We start from the raw sequence: 17,591 nt of genomic DNA, 5'->3' as shown, positions 1-17,591 counted from the left end.
CACCAGCTTTGGTGATCGTCCGCGTCGTGAGGGTGAGGGTGACCGCCGCGGTTTTGGCGGTGGCGAGCGTAAGCCGTTTGGTGATCGGGACCGTAAGCCGTTCGGTGACCGTCCGCGTCGTGAGGGTGAGGGTGACCGCCGCGGTTTTGGCGGTGGCGAGCGTAAGCCGTTTGGTGATCGGGACCGTAAGCCGTTCGGTGACCGTCCGCGCCGCGAGGGCGACGGCGAACGCACCAGCTTTGGTGATCGTCCGCGTCGTGAGGGTGAGGGTGACCGCCGCGGTTTTGGCGGTGGCGAGCGTAAGCCGTTTGGTGATCGGGACCGTAAGCCGTTCGGTGACCGTCCGCGTCGTGAGGGCGAGGGCGACCGCCGCGGCTTCGGCGGCGGCGAGCGTAAGCCGTTTGGTGACCGTCCGCGTCGTGAGGGCGACGGCGACCGGCGCAGCTTTGGCGGCGGAGACAACCGCCGGCCCTTCGGCGACCGGCAGGACCGTGCACCCCGCGAGGACCGTGCACCCCGCAGCTTTGACCGCGGCGACGCGGGCCCCCGCCAGTTCGGCCGGGACAGGCCCGAGGACCGCCCCGTACGCGTACCCAACGCCCGCGACCTCCGCAGCGCCAACCGCCCGGATCGTGAGCGTTCGCCCGAAATCGACGAGGACGTCACGGGCAAGGAACTCGACCGCGCCACGCAGCACCAGATCAAGACCCTGGAAGCCAACAGCGCAGAATGGGTGGCCCGGCACCTCGTGATGGCAGGACGGCTTATCGACGACGAGCCTGAACTGGCGTTCCAGCACGCCCTCGCCGCCAGCCGCCGCGGCGGGCGCCTCGCCGCCGTCCGTGAGGCAGTGGGCCTGACAGCCTACGCCGCCGGACACTACGGCGAAGCCCTGCGCGAATTCCGCACCTACCGGCGGATCAGCGGCTCCAACGTGCACCTGCCTGTGATGGCCGACTGCGAACGCGGGCTGGGCCGGCCCGACCGCGCCCTCGACGTCGTCCGTTCTGAGGAAGCCCAGGACCTCGACGCGCCGGGCAAGGTGGAGCTGGCGATTGTGGCATCCGGTGCCCGCGCCGATCTCGGCCAGCTGGACGCCGCCGTGGCCGAGCTGGAGATCCCGCAGCTGGACATCAACCGTGCCTTCTCCTTCAGCCCGCGCCTGTTCCGCGCCTATGCCGATGCCCTGACCGCCGTGGGCCGCGAGGCCGAGGCGGGAAAGTGGCAGCGGCAGGCCGTTGTGGCCGAAGAAGCCCTGGGCCTGGGCATGGCCGAGGAACCGGACATCATCGACCTTGGCTGGGACGAGGAAGAGGAAGCCCGCGAAGAAGCCGAACGCCGCAAGCGCATTGCGCAGTCCGCAGGCACGCCGGTGAAGGACGGAACCGAACCCGCCGAGGGACAGGCAGCCAGCGGCATCAGCGCCGAGCCGGAGGCTTCCGCGCAGCGGCCGTCAGGCGATCTGGCCGAAGAAAACCTGGATGACGCGGAAGCGGACTACTTCGAATCCGACGACGCCGAGTCCGACGAGGATTCCGCCGAGCCTGATGAGGACACGGAAGCTGAGACTGAGAACGCCGGACAGCAGGATGCTGACCGGCACCAGAACGGTTCGGAGGACTAGTCCCGCATGAGCGATGCCCCACTGATCTCGCGATTCGACGCGCTGCTGTCCGACCTGGACGGCGTGGTATACGCCGGCCCCCATGCCATCCCCGGAGCGGTGGAGTCCCTGCAGCGGCTCGCCGGGATCGGCGTCGGCCTGGGGTACGTCACCAACAATGCCTCCCGCACGCCGGCGCAGGTGGCCGCCCACCTGCGTGAGCTTGGCGCCCCGGCCGAGGACCAGCAGGTGGTGAGCTCGTCCCAGGCGGGGGCCGACCTGCTGGCGTCCCTGCTGTCCCCGGGCGCTGCTGTCCTGATAACCGGGAGCCCGGCGCTGGCCCACGAGGTTGAGCTTGTTGGCCTGAAGCCGGTCCACGGCGCGGAGGACAAGCCCGTGGCCGTGGTGCAGGGCTTCAACCCTGCGATCGGCTGGAAGGAGCTCGCCGAGGCGTCCTTCGTCCTGGCCGACGCGGACGTGCTGTGGGTTGCCACGAACACGGACATGTCCATCCCGCAGCCCCGCGGGATGGCACCCGGCAACGGAACCCTGGTGGGCGCCGTGGCCGCGGCAACGGGCCGGCGGCCGCTCGTCGCCGGCAAACCGGAGGCCCCGCTGTTCCACGCCGCGGCCAAGCGCCTGTCCTCGGACCGACCGCTGGTCGTCGGCGACCGGCTGGACACCGACATCCTGGGCGGCAACCGGGCAGGCTTCGAAACGGTGGCCGTGCTGACCGGCGTCGACACCCTGGAAACCATGCTGGCGGCCCGGACCGAAGAGCGGCCCCGCTACATCATCCGGGACCTGCCCGGCCTCTACGAGGCATATCCGGAAATTGATGACGACGGCGGGACGTTCCGTTGCGGGGCCGCCACCGCCACCGTGGACGGCGGCGCCATCCGCATCTCCGGATCCAAGGACGACCTCGATTCGTGGCGCGCTGCGTGTGCCGCGTGGTGGACGGCCCGGCCTGACGCCGACGTCCCCACGGCTCCCGAACTCGAGTGGCTCGATCAATAGACTGGTGCCATGCCCGAGTTGAACAACGACGCGCCGGATTCGTCGGCTCCGGAGCTTGCATGGCCGGAGCTGACCCCGCCCGGCGGCCACGCCTCGCATGCCGGCAACGCCGATCCCGCGGTCCGGTCCATCCTGGACCGGGTCCGCGAGGTTCCCGCGCTCCCGGTTTCCGAGCACCCGGCCGCCTATGCCGACATGCACGACGCCCTGCTCTTAGCCCTGAACGACGAGCCGCCGCGTGAAGAGCCGCGTGAAGAGCCGCAGCACGGACCGGGTGCCGCCTGACCATGCCCAGACTTGACCAACTGCTCGTCAGCAGGGGACTGGCGCGGTCCCGTACGCATGCCGCCCGGCTCATCGCCGAGGGCAAGGTGTCCTCGGCAGGCGATGTTCTCGCCAAGGCCTCACTGCAGGTGGGCGACGACCGTGAGCTGAACGTCGCCGAAGACGCGGCTGACACGTACGTCAGCCGGGCCGGCCACAAGCTGGCGGGGGCGCTTGACGCGTTTCCTGGGGTCGCCGTCGTCGGTAAACGCTGCCTTGACGCCGGTGCGTCCACGGGCGGCTTTACCGACGTCCTGCTGCGGCGGGGCGCCGCGCACGTGGTGGCGGTCGACGTCGGGCACGGCCAGCTGGTGCCGCAGCTCCGCAGCGATCCTCGCGTGAGTGTCCATGAGGGGCTGAACGTCCGGTACGTGGATCCGGGCCAGATCGGTGGCCCCGCCGAGGTCACAGTCGCCGATCTGTCCTTCATCTCGCTGACGCTGGTGCTCGGCCCGCTGGCGGCCTGCACCGCCCCGGGTGGCGACCTGGTCCTCATGGTCAAGCCGCAGTTCGAGATCGGCAAGGACCGGCTCGCCCGCACGGGAGTGGTCACCTCCGAGCGTGAACGGCGCATGGCTGTCGGTAAAGTGGCGGGGGCGGCGCTCGACGCAGGCCTGGAACTGCGGGGGCTGGCCACCAGCCCGTTGCCGGGCCAGGACGGAAATGTCGAATACTTCCTGTGGATAACGCAAAGAATGTCCGAAGACTTGCCTAAGATCGAAGAGCGGGACGCAGCCGTGGCTGCGTTGTTGGGAAAGATCTGGCCGAACCACTAGAGAGCGGAACCCGATGAGCAGGCGTGTACTGGTACTTGCCCACACCGGCCGCGAGGAATCATTAAAGGCTGCCTGGGAGGCGTGCGCCCAGCTCCACGCCTTCGGCATCATCCCTGTCATGCAGAAGTCCGAACTGGCCGACATGGAGGGCTTCTTCGGGCAGATGGAGCAGCCCGTTGAGATCCTCCATGACCACATCCAGCTTCCCGACGTCGAGCTGGTCATGGTGTTGGGCGGGGACGGGACCATCCTGCGGGCGGCCGAACTGGTCCGCGAAGAGGACGTGCCGCTGCTGGGCGTGAACCTCGGCCATGTCGGCTTCCTCGCCGAAAGCGAGCGTGCGGACCTCGCCCAGACCGTCGAATGGATCGCCAGCCGTGAATACACGGTGGAGGAGCGCATGACCATCGACGTCCAGGTCTGGGTCCGCGGCCAGAAAATCTGGCACACCTGGGCCCTGAACGAGGCCGCCATCGAAAAGGGTGACCGGGAGCGCATGCTCGAACTCGTCACCGAAGTGGATGAGCGTCCGCTGACCTCCTTCGGCTGCGATGGCGTGGTGCTGGCTACCCCCACCGGATCCACCGCCTACGCCTTCTCCGCTGGCGGGCCCGTTGTGTGGCCCGAAGTGGAAGCCCTCCTGATTGTGCCCATCAGCGCGCACGCCCTCTTCGCCAAGCCGCTGGTGGTCTCGCCCCGGTCCCGGCTTGCCGTCGAAGTCCTGAACAGGACGGATGCCCTCGGCGTGCTGTGGTGTGACGGCAGGCGTTCTGTGGACCTGCCTCCCGGCGCCCGCGTGGAGGTCACCAGGTCCACCACCCCGGTCCGCCTGGCCCGCACTCACCAGACGCCATTTTCGGCGCGGCTGGTCCGCAAGTTCGAGCTTCCCATCCATGGCTGGCGCGGCCCCGTGCCGCAGTCCGAAGAGGTCCACACCGGTCCCGTGCCGATTGTGCGCACGCCCAGGTCCATGGCCCCACCCTCGGGCCTTCGGCCGTACGAACCCGGTTCAGAATCCGATCCTCCGACTGAAAAGTGAACCATGCTTGAAGAACTGAGAATCCGCGATCTTGGCGTCATCACCGACGCCACCCTGCCGCTGGGCCCCGGGCTCAGCGTGGTTACCGGCGAGACCGGGGCCGGCAAGACCATGGTGGTCACCGCCGTCGGGCTGCTGCTGGGAGCCCGGTCGGACGCCGGCGCCGTGCGCAGCGGTGCGAAGAGCGCCTCCGCCGAAGCCGTGGTGCAGTTGCAGTCCGGGCACCTCGCCCTGGAACGCGCCAAGGCGGCTGGCGCTGAGGTTGAGGAGTTCGACGGCGGCGCGGAACTGCTGCTGTCGCGGCGCCTCGGTTCCGACGGACGCAGCCGGGCCTTCCTCGGTGGCCGGGCCGCCCCAGTGGGGGTACTGGCCGAAATCGGCGAGTCCCTCGTGGTGGTGCACGGGCAGACGGACCAGATCAGGCTCAAGGGGGCCGCGGCACAGCGAGGGGCCCTCGATAAGTTCGCGGGGGATGGGCTGGCATCGACGCTCGCCGGATTCCAGGACCTCTACAGCTCCTGGAAATCCAGCCAGGCCGAGCTGGATTCCCTCCGCAGCGCGGAGCGGGAGCGGCTGCGCGAGGCCGAGTCCCTGGAAGCTGCGCTGGCGGAGATCGACGCGGTGGACCCGCAGCCGGGGGAGGACGATGCCCTGAAGGCCGAGGCCGTGAAGCTGGCCAACGTCGAGGAACTACGCATCGCCGCCACCACCGCGCACCAGGCCCTCATTGCCGAGGACTTCGGCGAGGCCGGCGACGCCACGTCGCTGGTGGATGCGGCCAAGCGCACGCTGGAACACGTGGCGGAGCACGACGAGGAACTCGGATCAGCTGCCGCCCGCCTCGCCGAAGTGGGATTCCTGCTCAACGACATCGCCACCGAGCTGGCCAGTTACCAGGCCGGCCTGGACTCGGAGGGGCCGGAGCGCCTGGCCGAAATCGAAGAACGCCGGGCGTCCCTGGCCAAGCTGGTCCGGAAATACGCGCCGAGCATCGACGAGGTCCTGGAATGGGCGGAGAACGCCCGGGCGCGGTTCGACGAACTGCAGGGCGACTCCACACGGATCGAAAACCTGGACGCCGAGGTGGCCAGGGCAGCGGCAGAGCTGAAGAAGCAGGCCGCGGCCATCAGCAAGATCCGCACCAAGGCCGCCAAAGACCTGTCCAAACGGGTCAGCGCCGAGCTCAAGGCACTTGCCATGGCCGACGCCACCCTGGTGATCACCATCGAGGCCGCGGCCCAGCTCGGACCCCACGGCGCGGACGAGATCTCCTTCCTGCTGCAGCCGCACTCCGGAGCGCCCGCCCGGCCGCTGGGCAAGGGAGCGTCCGGGGGTGAGCTCTCCAGGGTCATGCTCGCCATCGAGGTGGTGCTGGCGGCGGTGGACCCCGTGCCGACGTTCGTCTTCGACGAGGTCGACGCCGGCGTCGGCGGGCGTGCCGCCGTCGAAATCGGCCGGCGGCTGGCCATGCTGGCGCGCCACGTCCAGGTCCTGGTGGTGACGCACCTGCCGCAGGTTGCGGCGTTCGCGGACCAGCACATCCGGGTGACCAAGACCTCGGTGCGCGGCGCCGACGGCTCCACCGCCAAGGGCTTCACTTCCAGCGATGTCCAGCTCCTGGACGAGGCGGAGCGCGTCAGGGAACTCGCCCGGATGCTGGCCGGCCAGGAGGACTCGGAAACCGCCCAGGCCCACGCCCAGGAGCTCCTGGACGACGCCAAGCTCCTTCCCCAGCAGGCCTAAGCGCCTGGCTGGGGCCCGGCGTGCGCCTGCCTGGCCCCGTCCCGGGCACGGCACCCCCTTGGGCCCTGCCCTTGCCGGGAGCGCCGGGACAGGGAAAACTGAAGCCTTTGGGGGCGCATACCCGATCCGTGGAAGGCTCAATTGATGATAGGCTCGAATTCCGTGGTGCAGCGATCAAATTCCCGTGTAAATTCCCGGTTCCCGGGCTCGTCCAAAACGACCAAACACATCTTCGTCACCGGCGGTGTGGCGTCCTCGCTAGGTAAGGGACTGACGGCCTCAAGCCTCGGACACCTGCTGCGGGCACGCGGCTTGTCCGTAACTATGCAGAAGCTCGATCCCTATCTGAATGTGGATCCGGGCACGATGAACCCCTTCCAGCACGGCGAGGTATTCGTCACAGACGACGGTGCTGAAACCGACCTCGACATCGGACACTACGAGCGCTTCCTCGACGAAAACCTCGAGGGTTCAGCCAACGTGACCACCGGCCAGGTTTACTCCACCGTCATCGCCAAGGAACGCCGCGGTGAGTACCTCGGCGACACCGTCCAGGTCATCCCGCACATCACCGATGAGATCAAGCGCCGGATGCGGCTACCCGCCGAGGGCAAGAACGCGCCGGACGTCATCATCACGGAGATCGGCGGCACGGTCGGCGACATCGAGTCGCAGCCCTTCCTCGAATCCGCCCGCCAGGTGCGCCAGGACATCGGCCGGACCAACGTCTTCTTCCTCCACGTCTCGCTGGTCCCGTACATCGGTCCGTCGCAGGAACTGAAGACCAAGCCCACCCAGCACTCCGTGGCCGCCCTCCGCTCCATCGGCATCCAGCCGGAAGCCATCGTGATCCGCTCGGACCGGGACGTCCCGCAGCCGATGCGCGAGAAGATCGGCCGCATGTGCGACGTCGACATCGACGCCGTCATCGGCTGCCCGGACGCACCGAGCATCTACGACATTCCCAAGACGCTGCACTCCCAGGGCTTGGACTCGTACATCGTCCGCGCCTTGGACCTGCCGTTCAAGGACGTGGACTGGACCAGTTGGGACAGGCTCCTCGAAGCAGTCCACAACCCGCGGCACGAGGTCGAAATTGCCCTTGTGGGGAAGTACATCGACCTGCCGGATGCCTACCTGTCCGTGACGGAGGCCCTTCGCGCCGGTGGTTTCGCCAACAACGCCAAGGTGAAGATCCGCTGGGTGCCGTCCGACGAATGCGAAACCCACGAGGGCGCGGTGCGCTCCCTGGAGGGCGTGGACGCCATCTGCGTTCCTGGCGGCTTCGGCATCCGGGGCCTGGAAGGCAAGCTGGGCGCGCTGAAGTTCGCCCGCGAATCGCGGCTTCCCGTGCTGGGCCTTTGCCTCGGCCTGCAGTGCATGGTCATCGAGTACGCCCGCAACGTGGTTGGCCTTGAGGGTGCCTCTTCCAGCGAGTTCGAGCCGGACTCGAAATACCCGGTCATCGCGACGATGGAAGAGCAGCTGGAATTCGTCGAGGGCCGCGGCGACCTCGGCGGCACCATGCGCCTTGGCCTGTACGAGGCCAAGCTGGACGAGGGCTCGGTCATCGCCGAGACCTACGGCACCACCACCGTCAGCGAACGCCACCGCCACCGGTACGAGGTGAACAACAAGTACCGCGAGCAGATTGCTGCCGAGGGCCTGGTGTTCTCCGGCACGTCCCCGGACGGCAAGCTGGTGGAATACGTGGAGCTGCCCCGCGAGGTTCATCCCTACTACGTGGCCACCCAGGCGCACCCGGAACTGAGCTCACGGCCCACCCGGCCGCACCCGCTCTTCGCCGGCCTGGTGAAGGCCGCCCTGGACCACCAGAGCGGCAGCGCCGGAACCGGTTTCGCGCCTGCCGCGGCCGGCTCCGGCAAAGCCACCGCAGAGTAACTACGGCACCATAGAGTAAGGACGGCGCGATGCCCGGTAAATCTGAAAACACCCCTGCTGACCGGCAGGTTTCGGATGCGCCGAGCCCGCGCCGTCTGCTCTCCCGGGAGCGGGTCTACAACGGCCGGATCTGGGACGTTGTCAGCGACAGCTTTAAGCTCTCCGCCGAGGGCGATGCCCTGGTCCGCGACTACATCGAGCACCCCGGTGCCGTGGCCGTGCTCCCCATGAACGACGACGGCGAGGTGCTGCTGATCAAGCAGTACCGACACCCGGTGGGCATGGACCTGTGGGAAATCCCGGCCGGACTGCTCGATGTTGAGGGCGAAGACTTCGTGGTGGGCGCAGCACGGGAGCTCGCCGAGGAAGCGGACCTGATCGCCAGCGACTGGAATGTCCTGGTGGACTTCTTTAATTCGCCCGGCTCCTCCAGCGAGGCCATCCGCATCTACCTCGCCCGCGGCCTCACCGAGGTCCCTCATCACGAACTCCACGTCCGCACGGACGAGGAAGCGGAAATCGAACTGCACTGGATCCCGCTGGAGGATGCCGTCACCGCGGTCCTGGAGGGACGCCTGCACAACCCGTCCGCCGTCGTCGGAATCCTCGCTGCCTCCGCCGCCAAGGGGGAGGGCTTCAGCGGACTACGGCCGGGCGACGCCCCCTGGCCGGCGCACCCCAGCCAGCGCTGATGTCCGCGGACACGGCGGCCGCAGAGGAAGCTACGGCACCGGCGGCACGGCCCCGCACCGCGATCGACCGCGGGGTGACCGACTACCTTCAGCACATGGGCGTCGAACGCGGCCTGGCAGCAAACACCCTGTCCGCGTACCGCCGCGACCTCGCCCGGTACTCGACCTACCTCGCCGGCCAGGGCCTCAGCAGCCCGGCCGACATCACCCGCCACCACGTAACGGGCTTTGCGCAGGCGCTCTCTGACGGCGCCGACGGCGGTACCACGCTCGGCGTGCGTTCCGCGGCGCGGACCGTGGTGGCCGTCCGCGGACTGCACCGTTTCTGGGCGCTGGAAGGGACGACGACGGCGGACCCCGCCAGCGATGTCCACCCGCCAATGCCCGGCAAACGGCTGCCCAAGGCCATCACGGTGGAGGAAGTCACCAGGATCCTGGAAGCCGCCGGCACTGATACCGCAACCGGACTCCGGGACCGGGCGCTGCTCGAATTTCTGTACTCCACCGGTGCCCGGATCAGTGAAGCTGTCGGCCTGGATGTGGACGACCTCTCGGTGCAGGCGGCCGAATCCGGCCCCGCCATCGTGCGCCTGTTCGGCAAGGGCTCGAAGGAACGCCTCGTCCCGCTGGGCTCATTCGCCGCCCGTGCCCTCGACGCCTACCTGGTCCGGGGCCGCCTCCTCCTGGCAGGGAAGGGCAAAGGCACCCCCGCGCTGTTCCTCAACGCCAGGGGCGGGCGCATCAGCCGGCAGAGCGCCTGGACCATCCTGAAAGTTGCAGCGGACAAGGCCCACATCACCAAGGACGTCTCCCCGCACACCCTGCGCCATTCCTTCGCCACCCACCTGCTAGAAGGCGGCGCGGACGTCCGCGTCGTCCAGGAACTGCTCGGCCACGCCTCGGTGACCACCACGCAGGTGTACACCCTGGTCACCGCCGACACGCTGCGGGAGGTTTACGCCGCGGCGCATCCCCGCGCGCTGGGATAATCCCGGTTCCACCATCGACATCGGAGTTACGCCGGCGCCGCTAGGCTGGTCTGCATGACATCCGTGCCCGTCACCCTCTGCTTCCTCCTGCGGGAGCGCCCGGACGCCGGGCCTGAGGTGCTGCTGGGCCTGAAGAAGACCGGTTTCGGAACCGGCAAGATCGTCGGACTCGGCGGGCACGTGGAGGCGGGCGAGACCGATGCCCGAGCGGCGTGCCGGGAGGTGCTGGAGGAGGCCGCCGTCGTCGTCCTCGAGGAGGACCTGTTCGACGCGGGAAGGGTGGAGTTTGTTTTCCCCGCCCGGCCGGACTGGAACATGTCCACCCGCCTGTTCACCACCCGCCGGTGGACCGGTGAGCCAGTTGAGAGCTCGGAGATCATTCCGGAGTGGTTCGTTATCTCGGCTCTTCCCCTGGACCGCATGTGGCAGGATGCGGAGCACTGGCTGCCTCTGGCGCTTGCCGGGAACGTGGTCGATGCCGTCATCACGCTCAACGATGACAACGAGACCGTGGCGTCCGCCGAATATTCTTTCCGGGCCGTGTAACCGCCCGTTCCCTGGCGGAAACTAAATGGTTAGCCTGCCAGGTCAGGACACTACTTCTTACGTTTGGGGGATACGTGGAGTCGGAGCTCGAACAGGCGTTCATCGCCGTTCACAGGGACAGTTATCCGCGGGTATACAGGTACGTGCGTCGGAGGGTGGAATCGCCGGAACTCGCCGAAGAGCTCGCGGCGGACGTGTTCCGCGTCGTGTGGCAAAAATGGCACGACCAGCCGCACTCGGACATCGCCTGGCTGCTGACCGTGGCCCGGAACCTGATCGGAAATGCCTACCGGAGCCGCGACCGGCTGGTGGCCCTGCAGGCAAAACTCCGGATCTCCGCCGAGCTCCGCTCCGCCGGGGGTTCCGAGGACCTGCTGGTCCACGACGCCATGGCCGCCCTGCGCGACAGTGAGCGCGACATCCTGCAATTGGCCTACTGGGACGAGCTGAGCATGGCTGAGATCGCCGGCGTTCTGCAGTGCAGCGAAGCTGCCGCCAAGGTCCGCCTGCACCGTGCCAGGGCCGCCTTCCGCAAGCAACTGCCGGTGACCGCCCAGACGGGCAAAGAGAGCGTGGGCAAAGAGAGCGCGGGCAAACACGACACCGGCAGACAGAACCCCGCCACACAGAAGATGGGTGCATGAGATGGATCCGATCAAGAACCTGATTTCCGGCTCTGACCCGCTCCGCAACGATCCTGCCGCCATGCCCGATGCGGATGCGGCCCTCCGGCGGGTCATCACCGAGGCCCCGATGTTCACGGACAGCCTCCCGGCGAATGTACTGCGTTTCGAGGACCGGAAACGTCGGCGGGCGCGCGTGGCCGGTGTGCTGACCCTGGCTGCGGCGGCGGTGACCGCCGGTGTGCTCGTGGCCGCAAACCTTGGAACGCTGGTCTCGGCCCCCGCTCCGGCGGGCACCGTTGTGCCTGCGCCGGCTGACTCCACCCCGCCGGCCACGCCAACGCCGACGGCCACGCCCACGGCAAGCAGGACGGCCACAGCAACGCCGACGCCGGCACTGACGCCGGCACCAACGACTCCTGCCGCCGCCGTTGCGTGGACCACCTTCTCTGACGCCACCGGCCAGGCGACCTTCGAACACCCGGTGGGGTGGACGGTGTCCCAGACCCCGCAAACAATCGACGGCGGTTCCTACAACATCGTCGAAGCGAAGAATGCCGCCGGCAAGGCCGTGGCCACTTTGCGGTTGGTCTACGACGTCGCGGGTGGCCCAGTGTGCCAGGACCCGAAGCCGTACCAAACCCTCGATTCGGTGGTCGTCGACATTCCGCAGAAGGCGGCGAAGCTCAAGGAATACCCTCAGGGTCCGTCCGCCTTTGTCTTCCGCATGATCCAGGGGGCCAAGGTCTATGGGTCGCTCGCCCTCACGGATGGGGATTTGGCACCGCAGACTACGACGTGCGGTCTGTATAACGGCATTCTCGGCCCGGACAACGTTCCCATCGCACAGTTTGGTGACACCGTCTGGCTCACCGCAGACGGAAAAGACGCCCCGCTCACGTTTGATTCCGTTGCCGAGGCCAAGGCCTACATGGGGACGCAGGAGTACCGGGACGCCAAGCGCATGCTGATCTCCCTGGCGCTGCATCCAGCCAAAACATCTGTCACCAGCCCGCGGTTCGTCAGCCAGGACGGGAAAACCAATTTCGTTCTTCCCGAGGGCTGGACCGCGAAGGATGTCCCTCTCGGAACGCCTGACTACCCGGGCACGGGAATCACCGTGTCCAACGAAGCAGGTAGGACCGTGGCGAAATTCCAGCATGTTGCTGCCGGCGGACTTGGGGGTGCGTGCACCGACGGAAACTACAAGATCACTGAGCTGGATAGCGGTGCTTCGTCCCTCACTGCCGATTGGGCTGTGGAGCGCGGAGTGCGGTTCTCTTACCGGGTGATGGACAAGTCCTCGCTCGGCACGGGATTCAGCTACCAGCTGGGGCTCGTCGACAATTCAAGCGGGGCCACGCAGAGTAGTTGCCTCATGTACACAGTGGTCACAGGTGCACCGCGCGGCATGTTGTCCTTCGCGGACCGGGCTGTGCAGGAGGCCGCCGAGCCGACGTTCGCCAGCATGGACGAGGCCAGGGCGTACATGGAGACGCCGGAGTACAGGAAGCTGAAGGCCATGATCCAAAGCCTGAAGATCAGCTCCTGAGCCATCCCAAGAAACAACGCCGGGCCGGCCACACAGAAAGGTGACCGGCCCGGCGTCGTACGGGTTACAGGCGACCGACTACGGGACGTGCCGTTCGTCCGGACCGTTGTAAGCGCTCAGCGGACGGATGAGCGAGTTCGCGTTCAGCTGCTCCATGAAGTGGGCCGTCCAGCCCGTGATGCGGCTGGCGACAAACAGTGGCGTGAACATGTTCGTGTCGAAGCCCATGAGGTGGTACGTGGGGCCGGCAGGGTAGTCGAGGTTCGGCTTGATGCCCTTGGCCTCGTCCATGGCCGATTCGAGGCCGTTGTACAGGCCCAGCAGTTCGGGCCGGCCGTAGTGGGCGATCATCTTGTCCAGGGCGGCCTTCATGGTTGGGACGCGGGAGTCCCCATGCTTGTAGACGCGGTGGCCGAAGCCCATGACTTTCTTCTTCTGGGTCAGGGCGTTCTCCATCCAGGACTTCGCGCGCGCCGCTGCTTCCTCGAGCGATTCCTCGGGCCGGATCCCGATCTCGTCGAAGGTGTGCATGACGGCCTCGTTGGCCCCGCCGTGCAGCGGTCCCTTGAGCGCCCCGATGGCGCCCGTCACGGCCGAATGCAGGTCTGAGAGCGTCGACATGATCACCCGGCCGGCGAACGTGGAGGCGTTGAAGGAGTGCTCGGCGTAAAGAATCATCGAGACGTTGAAGGCTTCCACCACCTCGGCAACGGCCTCCTCGCCGAAGGTCATCCACAGGAAGTTGGCCGAGTAGCTGAGGTCATCCCTCGGATCCACGGGTTCGATGGGGCGTCCCGCCGAGCGCCGGCGCCGCTGGTCGTACGCCACCACGGCCGGCATCGCGGCAAACAGGTCCAGGGCCTTGGCCATGTTGGCCTCGCGGGAGGAGTCCTCGGCGAGCTCATGGCGCGCGCCCATCACCGATGCCGCAGTCCGGCAGACATCCATGGGGTGCGCCGTCGTCGGCAGGGCATCAATTACCTGCTTGACCACCGGATCCAGGGGCCGTCCGGCGCGCTCGCGGGTGGTGAAGACGGCCAGTTCCTCCTTGCTGGGTAGCTCGCCGTTCCACAGGAGATAGGCGACCTCTTCAAAGCTGCACCTGGCGGCGAGCTCCTGAACGGGGTAGCCGCGGTACAGCAGTGAGTTCGTGTCGGGGTTGACCTTCGAGACGGCGGTGTAGTCCACCACGACGCCATCGAGGCCCTTCTTGATGTCTTCTTCAGCCATGCTGAACTCCTTCGTTCCTTGCGTCCGATTACCGGCCGGATCGGCCGGTGGTCCTGCGGGGATTTGGGCGTCAGTCGGTTCCGGGGATCCGGAAGTTGAAGACGCCGGTGTCAAAGCGGTTGTAGGCCTCGTAATCCACCAGGTCGTACAGCCGCGCACGCGTCAGCATGCTCCCTACCTGCGCCTCCTGCGTTCCATCGGCCTTAATTGAGTCCAGAGTACGCTCAGCTGCCCCCATGGCACTACGGAGCAGGGTCACCGGATAAATCACCATGTTCACGCCCACATTCTGCAGTTGGTCCACAGTGAAGAGGTCGCTCTTGCCGAACTCGGTCATGTTGGCCAAAATTGGCACCTCCACGGCGTCCCGGATGGCCTGGAATTCCTCGAGGGTGGCCATGGCTTCCGGGAAGATCGCGTCGGCGCCGGCCTCAACGAGGGCTTTGGCCCGGTCCTTCGCCGCCTGGAGGCCTTCGACTGCGCGGATGTCCGTGCGGGCCATGATGAGGAAGTTCGGGTCGCGGCGGGCGTCCGCTGCGGCGCGGATGCGTTTTGTGGCGGTGTCGAGGTCCACGACGTTCTTGCCGTCGAGATGGCCGCAGCGTTTGGGGTTGAACTGGTCCTCGATGTGGCAGCCGGCGAGCCCGGCGTTTTCCAGTTCCTGGACGCTGCGGGCCACGTTCATGGGCTCGCCGAAGCCGGTGTCGGCATCCACGATGCAGGGGAGATCGGTCATCCGGGCGATTTGCCCTGCCCGGGTGGCCACCTCGGTCAGGGTGGTCAGGCCGATGTCCGGCAGGCCGAGGTCGTTGGCCAGGACGGCGCCGGAGATGTAGACCCCGGCGAAGCCCTTTTCCTCGATCAGCCGTGCCGAGAGCGGGTTGAACGCTCCGGGAAACTGCTGGATGGTTCCGGAAGCCAGCAGCTCCCTGAGCTTTACCCGCTTCTGCTCCGGGGTGGTTTTGGCGTACAGCATTTAGAACAGCCCCTTGGGCGCGGCGCTGAAGTCGATCACGCCCGGTGCCGCCGCGATGTTCAGCTGGTCCAGCTCGCCGGCCGCCAGTTCCGGGAGGCGTTCGACGGCGGCCAGGAACCTTTCGATTTCATCCTCGGCCACCAGTCCGGCAGCCAGGGTGCGGAACTTGTTGACGTACTGCTCGCGGGTGAACGGGCGGGCGCCGAGGGGGTGGGCGTCGGCGACGGCGATCTGGTCCCGGAGGACGGTGCCGTCGGTGAGGGTGATTTCCACGGAACCGCCGAAGGCCTTCTCGGAGATGTCCAGGGAGTGGTAGCGGCGGGTCCATTCCGGGTCCTCCACCGTGGAGACCTTCTGCCAGAGCTCCACGGTGTCGGGGCGGGCGGCGCGGTCTGGGGAGTAGGAGTCCACGTGGTGCCAGGCCCCGTCCTGCAGCGCGACGGTGAAGATGTAGGGGATGGAGTGGTCCAGGGTCTCCCGGGACGCGGTGGGGCTGTACTTTTGCGGATCGTTGGCGCCGGAGCCGATCACGTAGTGGGTGTGGTGGCTGGTCTGGATCAGGACGGACTGCACGTTTGCCGGGTCGGTGGCCTCGGGGTGTTCCCTGTTCAGCTTGCGGGCGAGGTCGATCCAGGCCTGGGCCTGGTACTCGGCCGAGTGTTCCTTGGTGTAGGTGTCCAGGATGGCCCGCTTGGCCTCCCCGGGCGTCGGTAGCGGAACCTGGTAGGAGGCGTCCGGACCGTCAAGCATCCAGGCGATCACGCCGTCCTCGCCTTCATAGATCGGCACCGGGGACGTCTGTCCGCGCATGGACCTGTCGACCGCCTCGACTGCCATCTTCCCGGCGAAGGCCGGCGCGTGCGCCTTCCACGTGGAGATTTCGCCCTTGCGGGACTGCCTCGTTGCGGTGGTGGTGTGCAGTGCCTGGCCTACGGACTGGAAGATGGTTTCGACGTCGAGCCCAAGCAACGTGCCGATCCCGGCCGCCGCGGACGGGCCCAGGTGGGCGACGTGGTCGATCTTGTGCTTGTGCAGGCAGATTGCCTTCACCAGGTTCACCTGGATCTCATAGCCGGTGGCGATGCCGCGGATCAGGTCCTTGCCGCTGGAGCCAACGTGCTGGGCGACGGCCAGGATGGGCGGGATGTTGTCGCCGGGGTGCGAGTAGTCCGCCGCGAGGAAGGTGTCGTGGTAGTCGAGTTCCCGGACCGCGACGCCGTTGGCCCAGGCCGCCCATTCGGGGGAGACGCGTTCGCCGATGCCGAAGACCTTGGCGCCCTTGCCGCCGCTGGACGGGCTGTGCGTCAAGGCCTGGGCGCGGGCCGCGACGATCGGTGCACGGTTCAGCGAAGCGATGGCCACGGAGGCGTTGTCGATGATCCTGTTGATGACCATGTCCGTCACGTCGTCGGTAACGGCCACCGGATCGGCGGCGACCACGGCGATTTTGTGGGCCAGCTGGTCCTCACGGGCGAGGTTTTCCTCGCTCTTGTAAACGCGGACGTGGTGTTCCTTAACCATGGGGCTCCTTCTGGACGCATGTGTGGACGGCTTTGACGTGGTAAAGGCTGCGGTGCAGGTGGACGGTGGTGGCTGCCTCGGCAAGCCGGGCGTTGCCTTCGGCGATGGCTTCGGCGATCGCGGCATGTTCGGCGGCGGCGGCCGTGAGCCGGGCCTGGTCGTCAGCTGCCAGCCTGCGGACACGGACCAGGTGGACGCGCAGGCTCCGCATGGCCTGCGCCAGGTAGGAATTGGAGATCGCCGCATCGATGGCGGCATCCAGGCGGCCGACAAGCTCGTAATAGTCGTGACGGGCGGGATCCGGGGAGTTCAGCAGGGCTGGCGCGTCCAGCAGCTCTTCCCGCAGTCCGCGGAAGATGGCTGTATCGCCGCGCTGGGCTGCCAGCGCGGCTGCTTTCCCCTCGAGGGTTTCGCGGAGCTCGAACAGCTCATCGATGTCCTCCAGTGAGATATCGGTGACGACGACGCCGCGGCCGCCCGCCGCCGTCAGCCCCTCAGCCGTCAGGCGGCTGAGCGCTTCGCGGAGGGGAGTGCGTGAAATACCGAGGCGCTCGGACTGCTCCACCTCCGCCAGAACCGTGCCAGGCAGGAGGCGCCACTCGATGATGTCGTCACGCAGTGCCGCATATGCCCTGTCACTCGCGCGCATGCTGTCTCCTTCCCGCCGGTTCGGTCAACTCGATTGTATACACGAGAGACGAGTATGACTAGCTAATTCAAGCTCTTCCTTGTAATTCTGCTCTTCTGTGTATACAAAGGCGAGGTTTTGAGCCATAAAGGCGAGCGAAGGCCCCCAGACGGGCTTCCCGGCTGGCCGGGCTGGTCGACACGCCCCGGTGGCCGTCCGATCCGCTGCCGGAGGTTTGGGCTTTTCGCCTCACTGGGGTGCCCCGGTCCATCCTTAATTGTCGGTGGCCTCTGGGATGCTGTGGGTATGGATGGGCAGGCGGCGGTGGAGACGGTGGAGGGCGTGGAGTCCTCTGTTGCTGTGTTGGCTGTTTTTGTCCGTGAGGCCGCCGGGGCCGGTTCTGGGTCGGGTGCTGATCCGCTTCGGG

General features: G+C 67.3%; 16 protein-coding genes. 12 read left to right on the top strand and 4 right to left on the bottom strand.

The features are described 5' to 3' along the window. From AC1DFE_RS22800 to AC1DFE_RS22745, 12 genes are all read left to right on the top strand, one after another. A partial coding sequence (locus AC1DFE_RS22800) for a tetratricopeptide repeat protein (protein WP_476908121.1) occupies window positions 1–1,624 on the top strand: 1,624 nt, incomplete at its 5' end. A 6-nt stretch (window positions 1,625–1,630) separates the two neighbouring features. After that, window positions 1,631–2,623: an HAD-IIA family hydrolase gene (locus tag AC1DFE_RS22795; protein ID WP_476908120.1), complete on the top strand. Its 993-nt coding sequence runs from the start codon at window positions 1,631–1,633 to the stop codon at window positions 2,621–2,623. Window positions 2,624–2,632: 9 nt separating this feature from the next. Continuing rightward, window positions 2,633–2,908, top strand: a complete 276-nt coding sequence (locus AC1DFE_RS22790; RefSeq protein ID WP_476908119.1) for a hypothetical protein — start codon at window positions 2,633–2,635, stop codon at window positions 2,906–2,908. 2 nt (window positions 2,909–2,910) lie between these two features. Next, window positions 2,911–3,723, top strand: coding sequence for a TlyA family RNA methyltransferase (locus AC1DFE_RS22785; RefSeq protein ID WP_476908118.1), 813 nt, complete (start codon window positions 2,911–2,913; stop codon window positions 3,721–3,723). A 13-nt stretch (window positions 3,724–3,736) separates the two neighbouring features. After that, entirely contained in the window at window positions 3,737–4,762 is a 1,026-nt protein-coding gene (locus AC1DFE_RS22780) for an NAD kinase (RefSeq protein WP_476908117.1), read from the top strand. Window positions 4,763–4,765: 3 nt separating this feature from the next. After that, window positions 4,766–6,505, top strand: a complete 1,740-nt coding sequence (recN, locus tag AC1DFE_RS22775; protein WP_476908116.1) for a DNA repair protein RecN — start codon at window positions 4,766–4,768, stop codon at window positions 6,503–6,505. Window positions 6,506–6,649: 144 nt separating this feature from the next. Further along, complete coding sequence (locus tag AC1DFE_RS22770; RefSeq protein ID WP_476908115.1) at window positions 6,650–8,407, top strand: CTP synthase; 1,758 nt, start codon at window positions 6,650–6,652, stop codon at window positions 8,405–8,407. 29 nt (window positions 8,408–8,436) lie between these two features. Beyond that, window positions 8,437–9,099: an NUDIX domain-containing protein gene (locus tag AC1DFE_RS22765; RefSeq protein ID WP_476908114.1), complete on the top strand. Its 663-nt coding sequence runs from the start codon at window positions 8,437–8,439 to the stop codon at window positions 9,097–9,099. Then, window positions 9,099–10,088: a site-specific tyrosine recombinase XerD gene (xerD, locus tag AC1DFE_RS22760; RefSeq protein ID WP_476908113.1), complete on the top strand. Its 990-nt coding sequence runs from the start codon at window positions 9,099–9,101 to the stop codon at window positions 10,086–10,088. Before AC1DFE_RS22765 ends, xerD begins: the two co-directional genes overlap by 1 nt. Before the next feature lie 54 nt (window positions 10,089–10,142). Continuing rightward, window positions 10,143–10,634, top strand: coding sequence for an 8-oxo-dGTP diphosphatase (locus tag AC1DFE_RS22755; RefSeq protein ID WP_476908112.1), 492 nt, complete (start codon window positions 10,143–10,145; stop codon window positions 10,632–10,634). Between the two features lie 74 nt (window positions 10,635–10,708). Continuing rightward, entirely contained in the window at window positions 10,709–11,278 is a 570-nt protein-coding gene (locus tag AC1DFE_RS22750; protein WP_476908111.1) for an RNA polymerase sigma factor, read from the top strand. Window position 11,279: 1 nt separating this feature from the next. Beyond that, window positions 11,280–12,809, top strand: a complete 1,530-nt coding sequence (locus AC1DFE_RS22745; RefSeq protein ID WP_476908110.1) for a hypothetical protein — start codon at window positions 11,280–11,282, stop codon at window positions 12,807–12,809. A 78-nt stretch (window positions 12,810–12,887) separates the two neighbouring features. On the opposite strand, the gene AC1DFE_RS22740 is transcribed toward AC1DFE_RS22745, so the two are convergent. The 4 genes from AC1DFE_RS22740 to AC1DFE_RS22725 all read right to left on the bottom strand — a co-directional run bounded on the left by AC1DFE_RS22740 (window position 12,888) and on the right by AC1DFE_RS22725 (window position 17,185). Beyond that, window positions 12,888–14,039 carry a bifunctional 2-methylcitrate synthase/citrate synthase gene (locus tag AC1DFE_RS22740; protein WP_476908109.1) on the bottom strand — a complete coding sequence of 384 codons (1,152 nt, stop codon included), beginning with the start codon at window positions 14,037–14,039 and terminating at the stop codon, window positions 12,888–12,890. A 70-nt stretch (window positions 14,040–14,109) separates the two neighbouring features. Next, the gene (gene prpB, locus AC1DFE_RS22735; protein ID WP_476908108.1) at window positions 14,110–15,015 is read right to left on the bottom strand and encodes a methylisocitrate lyase; all 906 of its coding nucleotides are present in this window, start codon (window positions 15,013–15,015) and stop codon (window positions 14,110–14,112) included. Further along, a complete protein-coding gene (locus AC1DFE_RS22730) occupies window positions 15,016–16,536 on the bottom strand; it encodes an MmgE/PrpD family protein (protein WP_476908107.1) in 1,521 nt (506 codons plus the stop codon). Continuing rightward, window positions 16,529–17,185 (bottom strand): GntR family transcriptional regulator, encoded by a 657-nt coding sequence (locus AC1DFE_RS22725; RefSeq protein ID WP_476908106.1) that lies wholly within the window; start codon window positions 17,183–17,185, stop codon window positions 16,529–16,531. The genes AC1DFE_RS22730 and AC1DFE_RS22725 overlap by 8 nt, the downstream gene beginning before the upstream one ends. Between the last annotated feature and the right edge of the window lie 406 nt (window positions 17,186–17,591).

Source organism: Arthrobacter sp. 05T423 (genome assembly GCF_056396245.1).
This window is presented reverse-complemented; position numbering and strand designations above follow the sequence as displayed.